Source organism: Burkholderia sp. ABCPW 11 (assembly GCF_001523445.1).
Classification (GTDB): domain Bacteria; phylum Pseudomonadota; class Gammaproteobacteria; order Burkholderiales; family Burkholderiaceae; genus Burkholderia.
Window position 1 is genome coordinate 1 of record NZ_LOVM01000055.1, and the last position, 17,938, is coordinate 17,938.

Genomic DNA, 17,938 nt, shown 5'->3' on the forward strand with positions numbered 1-17,938 from the left:
CTGCCGTCGGATCTGCTCACGCGTCGTCCGGACGTGATGCAGGCCGAGCAGACGCTGCTGGCCGCGAACGCGAACATCGGCGCGGCCCGCGCGGCGTTCTTCCCGAAGATCTCGCTGACGGCCGCGTTCGGCACCGCGAGCCCGACGCTGGGCGGCCTGTTCAAGGCCGGCACGGCGGCGTGGTCGTTCGCGCCGAACATCGCGCTGCCGATCTTCGAGGGTGGCTCGAACATCGCCAATCTCGATCTCGCGAACGTGCAGAAGCGCATCGAGATCGCGAACTACGAGAAGGCGATCCAGTCGGCATTCCGCGAAGTGTCGGACGGGCTGGCCGCACGCGGCACGTACGACCAGCAGATCGCGGCGCTCGAGCGCAACGAGCACGCGCAGCAGCGTCGCTTCGACCTGTCGGACCTGCGCTACAAGAACGGTGTGGACAGCTACCTGTCGGTGCTGACCGCGCAGACGGATCTGTACTCGGCGCAGCAGTCGCTGATCAGCGCGCGTCTGGCACGCTGGACGAACCTGGTCGACCTGTACCGCGCACTCGGCGGCGGCTGGATCCAGCGCGCCGGCGAAGCGCCGCGCGCGCCGGATGCGCCGGTCGATTACGACAAGGCGGCCGCTCCGGCGCCTGCGTCGGCAACTGTGACGAACGGGTAAGCGCGACGCACGGCAGGAGCGGCAGAGCCGCGTCCGTTCATCGAACCGAACGGTTGTGAAAACGAACACGCCACGGACGCAAATCCGTGGCGTGTTCTTTTGTACCGTCGCCGCGCGGGGAGCGGCGTTACGTTACGCCGGCTTCGTCCAAAGCGTCCGGCCGAAGAACGTGAGCGTGCGATCCCACGCCATTTGCGACCACACCGGATCGAACTGCGTGCCGGCGATGCGGCCGGGGCCTACGGCCGTTTCGTTCGCGAACGCATGGTGTGCGAGATAGCGATGGAATTCGAAGCCGACCTTCGCATCGGTGAGCTTCTTTTCCAGTGCGTCGACCTGGTCGATCTTGAAGAACGCATCCTGCGTGCCCCAGTGGCCCATCAGCGGCACCTTGAGCTTGGCCGGGTCGAGGTAGTCGAGCGGCGGAAAGCCGTACCACGTGACGCCGGCATCCGCTTCGGCATGTTGCAGCGACAGCAGCGTGAGGGCGCCGCCCATGCAGAAGCCCGTCACCGCGACGCGCGGCGCCTTCGTCTTCAGGTACGCGACCGCGCCCGGAATGTCCTGCGACGCGGCGTCGCCGAAATCGAGGCCGGTCATCAGGTGGTGCGCTTCCTCCTCCTCGACCGTCGACTTGCCGCGATACAGGTCGGGCACGAGCGCGAAGTAGCCGCAGCGCGCGAGGCGATCCGCGACGCCGCGGATCTGGTCGTTCAGCCCCCACCATTCCTGGATGACGACGACCGCGGGCGCGCCTTCGGTCCGTGCCGGCGTGGCGAGATAGCCCTGCAGTTCCTGGCCGTCCGGGCGGCGAAACGTGATCATGGAACCGGATGTTTGAGACATGAAACCGCTCCTTTTCGAAAAATGCGCCGAGTGCGATATCGGGCCGACCAGCGGGCGTCGAGGTACCGCTCGCATGTGCGCTGGCCGACACCGACCACGCGGCCATTCTATGCGCAAACACCGGATGCTTGCGTGAACGGCGCCGCGCGGCACGCGGCCGACAAAGGCAGCGGACGGCCGGAAAACGAACACCCCGCCCCGATGAACGGGAGCGGGGTGTCGCGTGTACGGCGTGCGTATCGGAATACGCAGGAAATATGCCGGCGCGTATCCGGCTTACTGGCCGAAATAGATCGAGTCGCGGCCTTCCTGCTTGACCGCGATCGCGCGGCCGGCACGCGTGCCCGCGGCTGCTTGCGCGCCGTAGCCGGCTTCATCGGCGTTCGTCACGCGGGCCTAGGCGGTCTGCAGCGCACGCGGGTAATACTGATCGGACACTTCGGGCTTGTAGCCGGCCCGTTCGAGCTGGACGAGTTCCGCACGCACCTGGGCGCGCGTCAGCTGGCCCGACGGGTTCGATTGGGCGAATGCGCCATACGATGCGGACAGGGCAGTTGCGGCGACGACAGCGGTGATGAACGACTTCATGGTGACCTCCGGTTCTGTTGATTTCGCGCTTCGCTCGTGACGTTCAGCGGGTTGATTGCATCGTAACGATCGCGTTACCGGTCGGAAATACGCGTTGCGGCGAATCATTATTGCAACTGGGTAAACGATTCGCGCGACATGGGATTTAATCTGAAGATTGCCGGCGCGAGGGAGCAGGCGCGTGGCCTTCTGGGAGCGATAGGGTCGATCGGTGAAGCAGCAGTGGAATGAACGGTTGAATCGCATTCCGAATTATTTCGGCGAACCTGCCGGCATTGCGCGTTCCGCATCACGCAGTCAGGGTCGCCTGCCGCTTCCGGTATTCGGCGGGGGTAATGCCGACGTGCCGGGTGAACGCTCGCCTGAGCGTATCGACGTTCGCGAAGCCGCATTTCGCGGCGACCTGCTTCGGCGTGTCGTGGCCGTTCTCGAGTAGCTGGCGCGCGGCCGAGATGCGGGTCGCCTCGACCCATGCTGCCGGCGTCATGCCGACTTCCGCGCGGAACAGTCGCGCGAAATGGCGCGGGCTCATGCCCGCATGCTTCGCCATCCCGGCCACCGAATGCTCGAGTTCCGGGTGGGCGGCGATCCAGCGCTGGACTTCCTGCAGAACGGAACGCCCGGCGGGGCGTGCCTCGCCGTTGCGGCTGAACTGGAGCTGCCCGCCCGGGCGCTTGAAGAACATCACCAGTTGCGCGGCGACGCGCCGCGCGATCTCGCGGCCGAGATCCTCCTCGACCAGTGCGAGTGCGAGATCGAGCCCCGCCGTGACGCCGGCGCCGGTGCGCAGCTTGCCGTCGCGTACGTATAGTGCGTCGGCGTCGACGGTGACGGACGGATACGCTTTGGCGAGTGCATCGGCGGCGGCCCAGTGCGTGGTCAGGTGGCGCCCTTTCAACAGGCCGGTGGCCGCGAGGAGGAACGCGCCGGTGCAGATCGAGCCGTAGCGCCTGCTTTGCACGGCCGCCGAGCGCAGCCACGCGAGGACGTCGGTGCGCAATACGATCCGGCCGGCGTGCGGCGCGCCGGCGACCAGCAGCGTGTCGAGGCGTTCCGGGACATCAGGCGCGATCCAGTCGGGCAACACCCGTGCGCCGGACGAACTGCAAATCGGCCCGGGCCCGCTCGCGATGACCCGCAACGTATAGAACGGCTTGCCGCACTCGGTGTTTGCTTGCGCGAACACGTCGAGCGGCGCGGAGACGTCGAGCAGTTGAACGCCCGTAACGGCGAAAATACCCACGACCTTCGGCATGATCGATTGCATGTGGTATCGAACGCGATGCGCAGCAGTATAGGGGTGCTTCTTTCGCCGTGCAGGCGCCGTGTCCGTTCGTCGCGCGAAATGGCAGGATCGGGCGTGATACGTCCATAGGAGACATCGACCGGAATCCGGAAAATCGAGGATGTCTTCCATGGAGGTCGATCATGACTGTGAACGTTGCCGGCATCACCCTTCCCGATACGCGTCTGACGCGCGAGATCACCGAGCTCGTGCGCGATACCGAGTCCGATCTGCTGTTTCACCATTCGAGCCGAGTGTTCTATTTCGCAGCGCTGGCGGGCCGGCGGCGCGGGCTCGAGTACGACCCCGAGCTGCTTTATTGCGGCTGCATGTTCCATGACATGGGACTCACGCACCGGCACAGCAGCGCATGCGAGCGCTTCGAAGTGGACGGCGCGAATGCCGCGCGCGACTTTCTGAAGGGCAACGGGATTTCGCAACAGGACATCGATATCGTGTGGACCGCGATCGCTTTGCACACCACACCTGGCATCCCGCAGCACATGCATCCGGTCGTCGCGCTGGTCACGGCGGGCGTCGAGATGGACGTGCTGGGCCTCACTTACCCGGAATACAGCGATATCGAGCGGGAAGCGGTCGTGCGCGCGCATCCGCGCACGCCGCATTTCAAGGAGGACATCATTCAGGCGTTCTACGACGGCATCAAGCACAAGCCCGACACGACGTTCGGCAACGTGAAGGCCGACGTGCTCGCGGACAAGGATCCGCATTTCCGTGCGGGCAACTTCTGCAGCGTGATCCGGTCGTCCGCGTGGACCGGCTGAGCGGCGGGCTGGCGCGCATCAGCCGACGTTGATCGACTGCCCGACACGCAGCATGTTCGGCGCCGACGCCAGGCCCGGATTCAACTGCAAGATCTCGTTCAGCGCGCGCGCATCCTGCTGGTCGCGCGTCATCGCCTTGCGGTCGTCCGGCGGCACGTGCGCCGCGTCCAGCAGCGACTGGCGATGCGCGTCGGCGATCACCCACAGCGAATCTCCTGCCACGACGATGTACGGCTGCGCGGCCTGCGACGGCGGCGCGGAGGGCTGCGCGGGCACCGTATTGCCCGTCGTGCCGGTCCCGGGCGGCTGCGTTGCGGTCGTGCCCGGCGCGAGGCCGACCGTCGGCGTGCCGGCGGTCGGCTGCGGCGGCTGGTGTGACGGCGGCGGCGGTGCCGGCGTCGACTGCGGCTTGTGCGGCGACGATCCCGAGCCACCCGACGGCGGGCCGAAGAACAGGCTCTGCAATTGCGTGAAACCCCAGATCCCGATCGGCACGAGGATCAGTGCGGTCGGGTATTTCTTGACCCAGCGCGTCGCGTTCGGGAAATGGGTGTTCAGGCGCGCGCCGAGCAGCATTGCCGTCGACGTCGCGGCCGTTGCCGCGAGCCCGTAGTGCCCTTTGTCGTATTGCGCGATCGTGCCTGCGATACCGCTCGCGACGCCGACGAAATCCGACGTCGAATCGATCAAGCGTACGACGCGGCTGCGCTTGTCCGCGTTCACGCGGTGCGCGCTGACCGCATAGACGAGGCCCGAATACGTCGCGGCGAGCCCCGCGCTCGCGGTCGTCAGCGCACCCGCGACGGTCGGCGCGGTCATGAGCCCGTGCACGCCGACGGCGATCGTCCCGGAATAGCCGACGATCGCGCTGCCGCGCCCGACGAGACCGAGGAACCGGCGGGAATTGCCGTGATGCAGCTGTGTGAGCGACGTGCCGCCGACCATGCCCTGCATGTTCGCGAGCAGATCGACCGACAATTCCTTGATCTGCGCGGCCGCATCGTCGAAGCCGATGAGCCCCTGCCGATGCATTTCGACGAGGTGGCTCGCCTTCACGCGCGTTTCGTTCGTGAGCAGGTCGAGCTGTTCGAGCCGTGCCGGGTTGTAGCCGTGCACCGGCGCGGTCAGCTGCTGTGCGAGCGAGCGCTGCAGGCGGTCGAGCACGTCGTGCACCGCGCGCGGGTCGCCGCTCTGCAGGCTCTGCACCGCGCCCTGGTGCATCGCACCGAATACGCGGCCCGCGCGCGCGCCGACGAACAGCGCGGTGTTCGCGTGGGTCAGCGCATCCGAGCTCATCACGGTCATGCCGTTGAACACGTTCAGCGCCACGAGCGAGCTGGCGCCGGCCACCGTGCCGCCGAAGCCCAGCGACCACGCCAAGTCGCGCTTGCCGAACGACGGCCGGTGAACGCGCAGCGCGTTGAGCTGCGCGAGCGCGGCCTCCTGCGGGTTGCCGCGCTGGTGGCTCGGCTGCGCGGCGATGTCGCGGTTCACGATGACGGGCTTGGTTTCGTCGATCGCGAGTTTCGGATCGGCGGCCACCGCGCGCCAGAACGCGGTGCTCGATGCATTCGGGTTCGCATGCGCGTCGATCTTGCGTGCGGTATCGGGCTTGCCGTACAGGCTCAGCCAGCGCTTGCCGGCATCGCGCGCGCGCGCTTCGGCCCGGTTGGCGGGATCGGCGGTATTCCAGTAGTTCTCCTTCGCATAAGTGATCGTTGCCTGCCGTGCGCGGTCCATCAGCGCGGTCGTGTTCCCTTCGTACAGATCGGCGCGCAATTGCGCGAGCTGGTCGGGCTTCAGCCCATTCGCGAGACCGACGCGTTCGACTTCGGCGAACAGCACCTGATGCTGGTTCGCGAGAGTCTGCGCGCCGACCCGTTCGAACACGCGCGTGAGCGCGTCGGCACCGTGCAGGCGTGCGAGCTTGTCGGGCGCATGCAGCTTGTATTCGACGAGCTTGCGGGCGAGTGCGGCGGTCAGGTCCTGGTTCGCGACGAAGTCCGAGCCGTGCGTCGCATACGACAGCCCGAGATGAACCCAGTCGAGCTCCTTGCGCTCGAGCACGGCCTCGACGAGCTTCAGGTGGCCGTCGCCCGGCGCCGGTTCGAGCACGGCGTCCCAGCCGTGGAACGTCACCATCACATGCGGCGCGGGCGCGCCGGTGTGCTGCCGCGCCCACGTTTCGAGCGCGTCGAACGTGCGCACGTAGTCGTGGTACGCATCGTTGGTGCCCGCCAGCGTGCGCTGGTCCTCGGCCGACACGAGCGCGCGCGACGGCGCGGTTTCGAGACGCAGCACGAAGCCGCCTTCGGACGCCGCGTCGAGCCATTTGTACAAGTGGCCGAGGTCGTCGAGTTCGAGGTGGCGGCCCGTGCCGTCGATGTCGATTCGCGCGTTCGCTTCGTCGAACTGCGCGTTGTCGAGCTTGCCGAGTTCGCGCACGCGGCGGATGAAGGCGGGGTCGTGTTTGCGGCCGAGCGCGGCGGCCAGCGAATACGGATCGACCGCGACCGACACCACCGGCATCGCACCGCCGTAGCGTTTCACGAGTGCGAGCATCTCGGCGGGATCGTCGCGCAACGTGAAGCCGCGCGCCATCAGCGCGAGGCGATCCTGGATCTCGGGTTTCGCGCGGCCATAGGCCTGCAGCGCATGCCGGTCCGCGGCCCGTGCGATCGACAGATAGGTGATCGCGCGCTTCGCATGGCGCGACACCACGTTCGCCGCATGGTCGGGCCGCGACAGCGGGCCGCGCCACGGCATGCTCGACGCATCGCGCGCGAGCCGCAACGGGATGCCGAGCGCCTTCATCATCACGCTGTCGGCCATCATGACCTGGCGTGTCGTGCCGAGATCGAGCGGCTCGCCGGTGCGGCCCGCGAACGCCTTCACGCGCTCGTGCTCGGGGAACCAGTGGTCGACCTTCGCCTTGCCGAAGCGAAGGATCCATTCGGCGACCGTCGCGCTCGTCAGGCCGGGCTGATAGGTCTTGATGCTGAACGGTTTGCCGGCCGGCGCGGCCTGCGGCGCGGGCGACGCGGCCGGGGCGGGCGCCGCAGGCGCGTTCTGCTTGCCTTTCTTGCCCTTGCCGCGCGCGGGCTTTTTCGGCTTCGCGGACGGGCCGGCGGACGCAGTGCTGGACGCCGGATCGCCGGCAAGTATGGCCTGCTGGTTCTTCGCGGTTGTCAGTTCGGCCGCGATGCGGTTCTCCAGTACTCCGAACGGCGCGGACGATTCCGCCGCGGCCTTCCGCAACTGCTTGTCGAGTTCCGCTTGTTTCAGCGCATAGGCCGCGACCTGCGTCGGCCGCGTGCGCGCATCGAATTCCGCCGGGTCGAGCCGCGTCACGAGAAAGTGCCGGCCCGAGCCGTCCGGACCGCCGCCGATCTTCGTCTTGTCGAGGTCGACGCCTGGCTTGCTCTTGTCGGCGAAATGCGCGGCATCGTCGAACCATTGCAGCGTGCCGTCGCGGGTCGCGAGGATGCCGTCCGGCTGGTGCAGCGTGTCGATCAGCGCGCCTTCCGTGCCGTAGACGTAAATGAAGTATTCGGGGCCGACCTGGCCGAGATCGATCACGCGCCGCAGATGCAGCGTGTTCGCGCCGCTGAAATCGTGCACGTCGTCGGCCGATTTCGGCAGCAGGTTCGGCGCGACCCACCGGTTGGCGAGCGGCGTCGCGCCGGCGGGCGGCTTGCCTCTCGACTGAATCTTGCCGAGCCGGCGCTGTACGCGGTCGCTCGTTTTCATCGACGGCGGCTTTTGCTCGGCGATCGGCAACACCCGCTCGGCCGGCTCGAAGCCGCCATAGCGGGACACCACCGATTCCGGTAGCGAGGTCGGCACGAACACGACGCCCCGCCGGCCGTCGGGCAGGCCGCGTGCGCGGCGCCGGAAGGCGGTGCCGAGATCCTGCTCTCCGATCGACGCGTCGCCGACCGAGGTTTTCTCGTGATAGGACCAGCCGCTCCCACCTTGCTTGGGCACGGCATAGCCGAGCACCTTGCCACTCTTCCTGTCTACCGCGAAGATCGTCGCGCTGTCGTCCGCGGCCTTTGCGGCCGCCTTGGGACGCTTGAATTGCGGTGCATCGGCGAGTTCGCCGATCTGCTCGACGACCTCCTGCGCAGGCGCGTCGCCGGAAGGCTCGGCATTCCACACGCGCTTCGAGTCGACGGCTTCGATCTTCGCCGCGCCGCCGAATTGCCGCAGCTCGTCGAGCGACACAGGCGACAGGTAGAAGTCGAATTTCGCGCGTGCTTCATGCGGCGTTTCGCTGCCGCTGCGCTTGCGTGGGCGTGTGCCCGGATAGAGCGCGTCGCGCAAGTCGTGCGACGGCGTGCCGCCGGGGTCGGCCGATTCGACCTGACCGGGCTGGCCGTGGGCATCGGTGGTCAGGCTCGCGACGAACTCGGGTTGCGGATGCGTGCCGTCGTCCGCCGGCCGGTCGGCATGCTTCGCGATCAGCACGTGGGCGTTGGGGCCCGCGTATTGCGCGAGGTCGCGGATGTCGGCCAACTGTGTGCCGTCGATCCGCTTCAGGTCGCGTTTGCCGTGCGCACCCAACCAGTCGGCCGCGCGCGCTTCGGGCGTGAGCGCGGGGGCGGCCGGCAGGAACGACGACGGGTCCGGCACCGGCCACATCATCATCGACGGCATCGTCCGCGGTGCCGCACCGGTTCGCCTGGCGTCGCCGTCGCGCAGCGCCTGCTCGGCTTGCGCGCGATACAGCGCACGGTAGACGGGGTTGCCGGGCAGCGACGTCTGTGCGTTACCGAACGCGTCGGCGAGGCGCGCGAGGCCGGCTGCGTCGCCCGGCATCACATGATCGGCTTCGCGCGCGATCGCGTCGGGCAGCACCGCGTGCTCGGCGATGTCGATGCCGGTCGATGCGAGGATCTGCTTGCGCACCACGAATGCGTTGGCCTGCGCGCGCGCCTCGGCGCGCAGCGCGCTTTCCGCGTACGCATCGGGGCTGCTGGTGTCGAGGTCGAGCCGGTTCGTCGCCACGTCGACCGCGTGCCCGACCTCGTGTGCGAGCACGTAGACGATCGTGCCGGTGTTGCGCAGGCCGCCGTCGATCACGATCCGGCGCCGTTCGGCATCGACCTTGCTGCCCGCGCCCGCGCGGCCTTGCACGATCTCCCAGCGGCCGGGGTTCAGCAGCCGAAGTTGGTCGGCGAGCAGGCTCGACTGGTCGGCCAGCGCATAGGCGGCATCGGGCAGCGGCGCACCGCCGAACCACATCCGGATGCGCGTGAAGAGCGACGGCTTCTGGACGAATGCGCCGTCCGGCAGCGACTCGCCGATCAGCGGGTGAGCGAGTTCGACGTGGCCATTGGCGATGCCGCGTTCGAGCGGCTGGATGACGGCATCGATCATTCCGGGCGTGCGGTTGGTCGCCGGGTCCGGATGCGGAATCAGGACGGAAGGGTCGCTGAAGTAGAACTCGCCGCTCGCATCGAACAAACCTTCGAAATCGAACGACAGGCCGTGCCGCGCGGCAAGCTCGCGCATCGCGGCGAGCTGCCGCATCGATTCGCGCGTCACGCGTTTCGGCAGGATGCCGTGCATCACGTCGAGGCTGCCGAGCTCGGCCAGCGGGCTGTACAGCACCGCGACGCGCCCGTGGTACGTGAATGGCCCGTCGACCGTGACCGTGCGCATGCCGAGCTGCGTCAACTGGTCGAGCCCGCGCTTTTCGTGGGCGAGCATCGTGCGCGCCTTGTCGCCGCTGGCGTCGAACACGCCGATCGCATTGCGCTTGCCGAGTTCGAATACCGCCTTCGCGGTGCCCGCGCCGAGGAACGGGCCGAGCAGCGCGTCGGGATCGACGCGCCGCGACGGATCGCCGGCGACGTGCAGCCCGTGCTCGTCGACGGCGAGCGCGCCCGCATCGATCCGTTCGCGCGGAGACGGCGTGTAGCGCGTCCATGCGCTCGGGCCGCCGAACTGCATGCGCTGCGTGCCGTCGCTGCGCGGCTCGCCGAGCGTGCGGACCGTGCCGCTGTCGGGCACGTAGATCGTGCGTTGCCAGAGGTTCGCGAGCCACGCGGCGTGTGCCGCGCCGCCTTCGCCCGCGAGGACGATGGGTGCGCCGGCCCGTGCGGGCGTGAACGCGTGGCGATGATCGATCGAATAGTCGACGGGCGTGGCGGGGCGGCCGCGTGCGTTGAGCAGGCCGCCGGCCGCATCGGTCCGCGCGTGGACGAGCGTCAGCGGCTCGCCGTTCGCATAGGACACCGGACCGTTGCGCGAGAAGGACAGCTTCGGCGAGCCGCCGCCGAACCAGCGGCGCGGAAACGGCGATGCACGGTCCGCGTGCGCGAGGCTCCATTGCGCCTGTTCGTCGAGCGTGCGCGGCAATCGTGCGCCGCCGCTGCCGCCGGACGATTCGGTCGTGTGCGGTGCGGGCATGCGCAGCGCTGCGTTGCCCGATTGCTGCTGCCGATCCCATGTGCGGCCATAGAACGCACCGTAGCGTTCGCCGTCGCGGCCCGATACGGGAGCATTGCCGAATGCGTCGGCGAGGCGCGCGAGGCCGGCTTCGTCGCCCGGCATCACATGATCGGCTTCGCGCGCGATCGCATCGGGAAGCACCGCGTGCTCGGCAATGTCGACGCCGGTCGATTCGAGGATCTGCTTGCGCACCGCGAACGCGTTGGCTTGCGCGCGCGCTTCGGCGAGCAGCGTGCTTTGCACGTACGCTTCCGGGCTGCTGGTGTCGAGGCCGAGCCGGTCGTTCGACACGTCGGCCGCGTGGCCGGCTTCGTGCGCGAGCGTATAGACGAGCGTGCCGGTGCCGCGCAGGCCGCCGTCGATCACGATCCGGCGCTGGTCGACGTCGGTGCGGCTGCCGCGTCCCGCGCGGCCCCACACGATCTGCCAGCCATCCGACTTCAGCAGCCGCATCTGGTCGGCGAGCAGGCTCGACTGGCCGGCGAGCGCATAGGCGGCATCGGGTAGCGGCGCGCCGCCGAACCACATCCGGATGCGCGTGAAGAGCGACGGCTTCTGGACGAATGCGCCTTCCGGCAGCGATTCGGCGATCGCGGGATGCGCGAGCGCGATGCTGCCGTTGTCGATGCCGCGTTCGAGCGGCGCGATGACGTTGTCGATTTCCTCGAGCGTGGCGTCGATTTCCTCGCGGTCGTCCGTGCGGAATACGGTGGCCGGGTCGCTGAAGTAGAAGTCGCCGCGCGCGTCGAACAGCCCCTGGAAATCGAACACCAGACCATCGCGCTCGACGATCTCGCGCATTTCCGCGAGCTGTCGCGTCGATTCGTGCGTGACACGTGAAGGCAACGCGCCGAGCGAGACGGCGCGGCTGCTGAGCTCGGCGAGCGGATGGTAGAGGATCCCGATCCGGTTGCCGACCGAGAACGGGCCGTCGATGGTCAACGTGCGCATGCCGTAGCGGCGCAGCAGGTCGAGTCCGTTGCGTTCGGTATCGAGCGCGTCGTAATGATTCGCGAGCTGGCCGTCGCGCGGCCGCGCGGGGTCGACGTCGTACAGGCCGATCGCGTTGCGCTTGCCGAGTTCGAACACGCTCTTCTCGATACCGGCCCCCAGGAACGGACCGATCAGCGCTTGCGGGTCCAGCCGCCGTGACGGGTCGCCTGCGACGTGCAGGCCGTTCGCGTCGACGGAGAGTTCGCCGTAGTCGATTCGCTCGCGCGGCGACGGCGCATAGCGGGTCCATGTGGGTGCGTAATCGAATCGCGCCTGCGCGCGCATGCTGCCCGGGTCGCCCATGGCCGCGTCGAACGCGCGGATGGTACCGCCGTCCGGCACGTAGACCGGCCGTTGCCAGGTGTTCGTGAGCCATGCCGCGGCGGCGTGGCCGTTGTCGGCGGCCAGGACCAGCGCGTAGCCGCTGCCGGCGCTGGTCGACGTGCCGGCGAGGAAGTGCGCGATCGAAAAGTCGACGTGCCGTGCGGGGCGGCCCTGTGCGTCGAGCAACTGGCCAGTGGCATCGGTTCGGCCGCGGATGATCGTCACCGGTTCTTCGATTCCCGACGACGTGCGTTCGTCCAGGAAGCGCAGCGTCATCTGTCGCGGCTCGTTGCGCCCGCGTTCGGCGAACGGCGAGATCGGCTCCGCGTGCGCGAGGCTCCATTGCACCTGTTCCTCGAGCGTGCGCGGCAGGTGTGCGCCGCCGGACGATTCGGTCGTGTGCGGCGCCGGCATCCGGCGCGGGGCGCCGCCGCCGCGTTTCTGCTTGTCCCAGATGCCGTCGTAGAAGGTCTGGTACGTCTCGCCGCGGCGGCCCGACACCGGCGCATCGGCGAACGCGTCGGCAAGCCGTGCGACCGTGCCCGCATAGTCGCTCGACGGCGTCCAGCGGTCGGCCTCGTGCTGGAGCGCGTCGGGCAGCGTCGTGTTCGCCGCGATGTCGCCGCCGCCTGCGAGATCGATCTCGTAGCGCGCCTCGAACGCGTTGATCTGCGCGCGCGCTTCGGCTTCGAGCGCCTTGCGCGTGAAGCGGCTGCGGCCGCTGTAGTCGAGCGAATCCAGCGTGCCGTCGATCGCCTCGACCGCATGCTTGGCCTCGTGCGCGAGCGTGTACGTGATGCTGCCCGAATCGTGCAGTCCGCCGTCGATCGTCACGCGGCGCCGCTTCGGATCGATCCGGCTGCCGCCGCCGCGCTTGCCGAGGCTCACGCGCCAGCCGGCATCGCTCAGCATCCGCAACTGCTGCGTGAGCGTGTCCGATTGCTGCGCGAGCGCGTGGACCGCGTCCGGCAGCGGCGCGCCGCCGAAACGCATTTGCAGCCGCGTGAACAGGCTCGGGCCGGCAAGCGCCGGGCCCGGCGGCGCTTCGGTGGTTTCCGGGTGCGCAGCGGCCGGTAGCGTGCGGGCGTCGGCCCGTGCATCGCGGGCCGGCTTCGGCCGGGATGCGTCGCGCGCGTCGTTCGCCGCTTGCGACGCGGATCGTTCGGCCGGCTTGACGAGCACTACGATGCGGTTCGGTGCACTGAATGCGCCGTCCAGCGCACGCGCCGTGCGAGCGGGCGGCTGCGGCAGGGCGGCGTGCGTGTCGGGATCGGCGGCGTTGCGCCGGGCCGTTGCGAGTACGACGACGGTGTCGTCGTTCGCGGGCGGGGGCGCGCGGCGCGCGGCGGGCGCTTCCGGATTCGTCGCGGGCGGCTCGGTTTCGACGACGCCCGCCGCATCGGCGTGCGCCGCCTGCGCGCTCGTGCCGACGACACGGCCGCCTGCCGTCGCTGCATCGGGAGCGGGCAGGTAGCGCGTGAGCGGCGCGTCGGCGCGCAGCGTGCCGTCCGGGTGCAGCGCGTCCGGCGCGGCCGCGAATACCGGCCGCTGCCAGCGATTCGCGAGTTCGGGCGCGACGTGCGCGTCGGCCGCATCGGCGATGACGACGATCGGTTCCGCGACGTCGGCGGGCAGCGCGCTTACCGCGCGCGGCCGCGCCGCCTCGGGCGTGGCCGCTGCCGGGTCCTCGCCGTTCCGCACGATGAAGAGCGTGTGTGCGCCGTAGTCGAGCGCGTCGACCGACGGGCCGCGCGGCACCGACACGCCGGCCGGGTCGAGCGTCGCGGGCCGGGAGGCCGGATCGGCGTCGGTCAGGTCGATCACGCGGACCGGCGTGCGCGGCGCGACGCTGGCCGGCGCTTCGAGCGCGCCTGCGCCCGGTGCGCCGGGCGCCCGCGCGACGGCCGGATCGTTTTCCGCGCGCAGGTCGCTGCTGCGGCGATTCTGCGCGGCGACGTGCGAATCGGACGCGCGCGTTTCCTGCTGGTCCTCGTCACGCGTGGTCCGTGCTTCGCTCGTGCGCTGCGCGTTGCGTGCGCTGGCGGTCGTGGTCGCGGCGGCCGTGTCGTTCGCTTCGGTGGCGCGCGCAGCGGCTTCGTCGGCCGGCGTGGTTCGCGGCGCGCCGTCGGCCGGCGGCGCCTCGTCGCTTGCCGGCTGTCGCGGGTCGCTGCGCGCCGGGGCGGGCGTTTTCGCGACGAGCTTCGACGGCGCATTGATTTCGCCGTCGCTGCCGAACGACAGCCGGTCGCCCGTTTCCGTGACCGATTCGATCTTCGTGCCTTCGGTCCAGGTCTTGCCGGTCAGCTTGACGATGCTCAGTTCGCCGTTCTCGCCGAGGATCACCGACGTCCCGCGCGGCAGGTTGTTCAGGTCCTTGTTGTTGAGCGAGTCGAGCACGCGCACGGGCATGTTGTCGTAGGTGAGCACCTTGTCGCCCGCCATCAGCGTGCCGTCCTTCGCGACCTTGACGTCGACGCCGTCGAGCGACGCGCGCGTCGCGCCGAACGCAAGTTGCGACGGCTCGTTCCTGGTCAGGATTTTCTGCAGCTGCTGGCCGTCGATCGAGATGCGTTCGCCGCCCGCCGAGCGGGCGATCACCGGCCGGCCCGTGACGCGAACCGTCGCGTTGACCACGCGGTCCCGCACGCCGCCCGCGCCCATCAGCGCGACGTTCGTGAAGCCGGACTTGAGCGCATCCCAGCCGTGCTCGCTGTCCCCGTGCGCGAAGTCGATACCGGCTTCGACGAAGCTTTCGCCCGCGGCGCCGACGCCGGTGGCGAGCGACGTGCCGCGCACGATCGCGGTGGTCACTTTCGCGGCCTTCGCCGAGCCGGTGAGGGCGGTGATCGTCTTGCCGAACACTTCCGAGCCCGCGAACTTCGCCGCGCCGGCCGCGCCCATCGGTACGAGGTTGAGCCAGTCGCCGCGCGCGCCGGCGTCGGTGAACGGATTGATGCTCTGGTTGTGTTCCCAGCGCGAGCCGATATCGAGCGCGGATTTCGCCATGCTCGAACCGATCGCCGTGTCCATCATCACCGCGCCCGCGAAGTTCAGCGCGCCGCCGGCGAACGCGCCGACGCCGGTCGCGTCGAGCAGCACGCCGGCGCCTTCCATCAGCAGCCCGAGACCCATCATCCCCAGGTTCACCTTGCCGCCGGTCAGCGTGTTCAGCGCGCTGTCGAACCAGTCGTCGTGATGCGCGGCCTTCTGCTGGTACTGCGCGTGGCCGTTGTCGTCGTAGCCGGTCACGAGATCGAGCGTGCCGCTCGACGCAAGCTGGTTGTTGTCGAGGTAGTCGCCGATGTCGTCGTAATGCGCGGACGTGTCGTCGACGTACTGGACGTGGCCCTTGCTGTCGGTGACCTTGAAGAGCGCGCTCGTCACCATTCCGGCCGTCTTGTCCGAGTAGATCAGCGGCAGGACGGTGACCTGCGTGTCGCTGCCGCCGCCGATCTTCAGGATTTCGCCGCGCACCTTGTCGATCGTGTCGAGCTTGTCCTTGTCGGTGTAGCGCACCGTGTCGTCGTTGACGGGTGCGGTGGGCGTGCCCGTGTCCGACGATGGCTGCACGTCGGGCGGCAGTCCGATCGCGGTGCCGATCAGGTTGCGCTGCTCGTTGTCGGTCAGCTTGCCGAAATGGATCGTCGCGGCCTTGTTCGTACTCGCCCCGGCCTGATCGAGCAGCGATTGCGACAGCTCGCCCTGGTGCGCGCGGAAGAAGCCGTCGAGCGCGTTCGAATACGCGTCCTTGTCGTGCTGGCTTTGCGGATTGCGCAGGTTCTCGGCGAGGTTCGCATCGAACTGGTCGAGCAGCACCTGCTGATGCGACATCTCGGTCAGCAACTGCAGTTTGTTGACGGTCGCGTCGGCTTGTTGCAGGTCGTTGCGCGCCTGGTCGAGCTGGTCCTGGTACGGATTCGGACGCAGCGGCGTGCGCATCGGAATCTCGTCGCCGTTCACCTCGCGCATGCGCACCGGCGTCGGATTGTTCGCGTACCAGTCGTCGTAGGTTTTCTGTATGTCGGCGAGCTTGCCCTTCAGCACGCCTTGCTGCGTCTTCGCGTTCGCGAGCTGGAATTTCGCGGCCGCATCGTTGAACGTGTTGGACAGCCGGCCGTCGGCCGCGCGCAGCGCGCCCGCGACGACATGGAGCTTTTTCGCGTCGAGCGCGGTCTGGCCGGTCGCGGTGGTCGGCAAGGACGTGTTCGAGCCGGGCGGCTGCAGCACGAACGACGGATTCGTGAACAGCGTCGTGGGCGGCAGCGACGTCGACAGCGCGCCGGGCGGCGCCGACGTGCTCAACGACGATGTCGGCGTCTGCGTCGTCGATGGTGCCGGCGTGCTCGATGTGCTCGGCAGCGACGTGCTCAGCGACGGCGACGGTTGCGCCGACGGTGCCGGCGGCGTTGCAGACGGCGGCGGATTCGTCGACAGCGTCGGCGTCGGGTTCTGCAGCACGAACGGCACCTTTGGCTTGAGCTGCGCGTCGATCTGCGCGCCGGCGTCGTCGTACTGCTGCGCGAGTGTCTGACCGTACGCGACGACGAACCCGTCGTGCGCGAGGCTGGCCTTCTGTTTCGCCTGTGCGAGTGCATCGGACGCGGCGGCGAGGTCGGTGTCGACGGTCGGATGCGGATCGAGCGAGTGCGGATTCGCGGTATGCCAGTCGTCGGACGCCGATTTCGCGGTGTCGTACTTGCCTTGCAAGTCGTCGACGGTCAACTGCGCGCCGAGCATCTGCATGTAGCTGCCGCTCGTGTTCGCCTGCGTGGTCGCGCGATCGAGCGCGGCCTTGTCGTCTTTCGCCGCGCCGGGCGTCGAGCCGATCAGGCACGCGCTGTCGGCGTCGTACTTCTGCTGCAGCGTCGTGACCTGCTGCGCGTCGAGCGACGCCGCATAGGCCGCGTTCGAGTAATTGGCGATCTTCGCGGCCTGCGCGATATTGGCCTGCACGGCATTCATGTCGACGTTGCCGTTCGCATCGGCTGGCGGCGGATCGGGCAGATCCACCTGCAACTGCAGCGGCGCGAGCGCATCGTTCAGCTTGCCGACGCCGGTATCGATCGCGTCCTTGTAGGCGGGATCGGCCATGTACGACTGGAACTGCTTATAGGCGAGATTCGCATTGCTGACGTCTGCCCAGTACTTCGCCTGAGCCGTTACCGCGCTCGAGGTCGCCGATTGCCAGTCGTCGTAAGCCTGGACCTGGGCGGGCGTCTTGCAATCGCCCTGCTGCGGGACGAAGTTCGGATTCGCCTTCGTCTGGTCGGGGAACAGCTTTTGCAGCGCCGCGAGCTTCGCATCGGCCTGCTGTTGCGCGGGCCCCTCGATTTTGTCGTTCGTCGGGTCGGCGCTGTACTGGTCGGCTTTCGCCTGCTCGCCGTACAGGATCCGGTAGCCGGCGTCGGTCGTCACGTCGAGTTCGCGTTGCGCGGTGTCGGCCGCATCGCGCGCCTTCGTGTAGTTGTCGCGCGCGGCCTTGCGCTCGTCGGGCGTCGCGTCGGGGTCGCGGTTCGTCATCCGCAGCACGCCCTGCGCGCCTTGCAGCGCTTGCTGAGCGTTGTCGTACCGGGTCTGAGCGTCCTGGATCACACCCTGGACGGCGCGCGTCGTGTCGTTGTCGACCGTGATCTCGGGCGGCGCCACGCGATATTGATCGGCCATGCTCTGGAGCAGGGCGGTGGCCGACGCGATTTCGGGGTTGGTCGGCTTGGACGGATCGGTGCCGAGATCGGCCTGCACGGGGATCGGCGGCGTGGTGGTCGGGGTGACCGGGTTGGCCGGACCGTTGTTCGGGCCGTCGTTGGACGTACCGTCCGCATTGCGCGGCGGTTTCGGTGCGAGGTCAGGGTCCAGCGTTTGCGACAGGAAACGCTGCCAGTTCAACCCCAAACCCATTCCGTCGATCGACAACATGCAAGGCTCCCGTCAGGCGCGGCCGTACGCAAGATGCACGCCGCCGGCGCCGCATGGCGCGATTTCGAGTGTACGGAAG

Annotated in this window: 5 protein-coding genes and 1 pseudogene; 2 read left to right on the plus strand and 4 right to left on the minus strand. The window is 68.7% G+C overall.

Features of this window, described 5'->3' with window-relative positions:
- Positions 1-663, plus strand: a 663-nt coding sequence (locus WS61_RS22080) for a TolC family protein (RefSeq protein WP_179949697.1), incomplete at its 5' end; no start/stop codon positions are given.
- A gap of 132 nt (positions 664-795) precedes the next feature.
- On the opposite strand, the gene WS61_RS22085 is transcribed toward WS61_RS22080, so the two are convergent.
- From WS61_RS22085 to WS61_RS22095, 3 genes and pseudogenes are all read right to left on the minus strand, one after another.
- Positions 796-1,509 (minus strand): dienelactone hydrolase family protein, encoded by a 714-nt coding sequence (locus WS61_RS22085; RefSeq protein WP_059503440.1) that lies wholly within the window; start codon positions 1,507-1,509, stop codon positions 796-798.
- Between the two features lie 276 nt (positions 1,510-1,785).
- Positions 1,786-2,097, minus strand: a pseudogene (locus WS61_RS22090) (DUF4148 domain-containing protein).
- Between the two features lie 289 nt (positions 2,098-2,386).
- Positions 2,387-3,352 (minus strand): GlxA family transcriptional regulator, encoded by a 966-nt coding sequence (locus WS61_RS22095; protein WP_059503473.1) that lies wholly within the window; start codon positions 3,350-3,352, stop codon positions 2,387-2,389.
- Positions 3,353-3,525: 173 nt separating this feature from the next.
- On the opposite strand from WS61_RS22095, the gene WS61_RS22100 reads away from it, so the two are divergent.
- Positions 3,526-4,167, plus strand: a complete 642-nt coding sequence (locus WS61_RS22100; protein ID WP_059503442.1) for an HD domain-containing protein — start codon at positions 3,526-3,528, stop codon at positions 4,165-4,167.
- A gap of 18 nt (positions 4,168-4,185) precedes the next feature.
- Here the strand turns inward: WS61_RS22100 and WS61_RS22105 are convergent, their stop codons facing one another.
- Positions 4,186-17,859, minus strand: coding sequence for an LWXIA domain-containing protein (locus WS61_RS22105; protein ID WP_059503444.1), 13,674 nt, complete (start codon positions 17,857-17,859; stop codon positions 4,186-4,188).
- Positions 17,860-17,938: the final 79 nt, after the last annotated feature.

Excerpts from the sequence above, each read along its gene's own strand:
- WS61_RS22085 (WP_059503440.1), bottom strand. The coding sequence starts at position 1,509 with ATGTCTCAAACATCCGGTTCCATGATCACGTTTCGCCGCCCGGACGGC.
- WS61_RS22100 (WP_059503442.1), top strand. The coding sequence starts at position 3,526 with ATGACTGTGAACGTTGCCGGCATCACCCTTCCCGATACGCGTCTGACG.
- WS61_RS22105 (WP_059503444.1), bottom strand. The coding sequence starts at position 17,859 with ATGTTGTCGATCGACGGAATGGGTTTGGGGTTGAACTGGCAGCGTTTC.
- WS61_RS22095 (WP_059503473.1), bottom strand. The coding sequence starts at position 3,352 with ATGCCGAAGGTCGTGGGTATTTTCGCCGTTACGGGCGTTCAACTGCTC.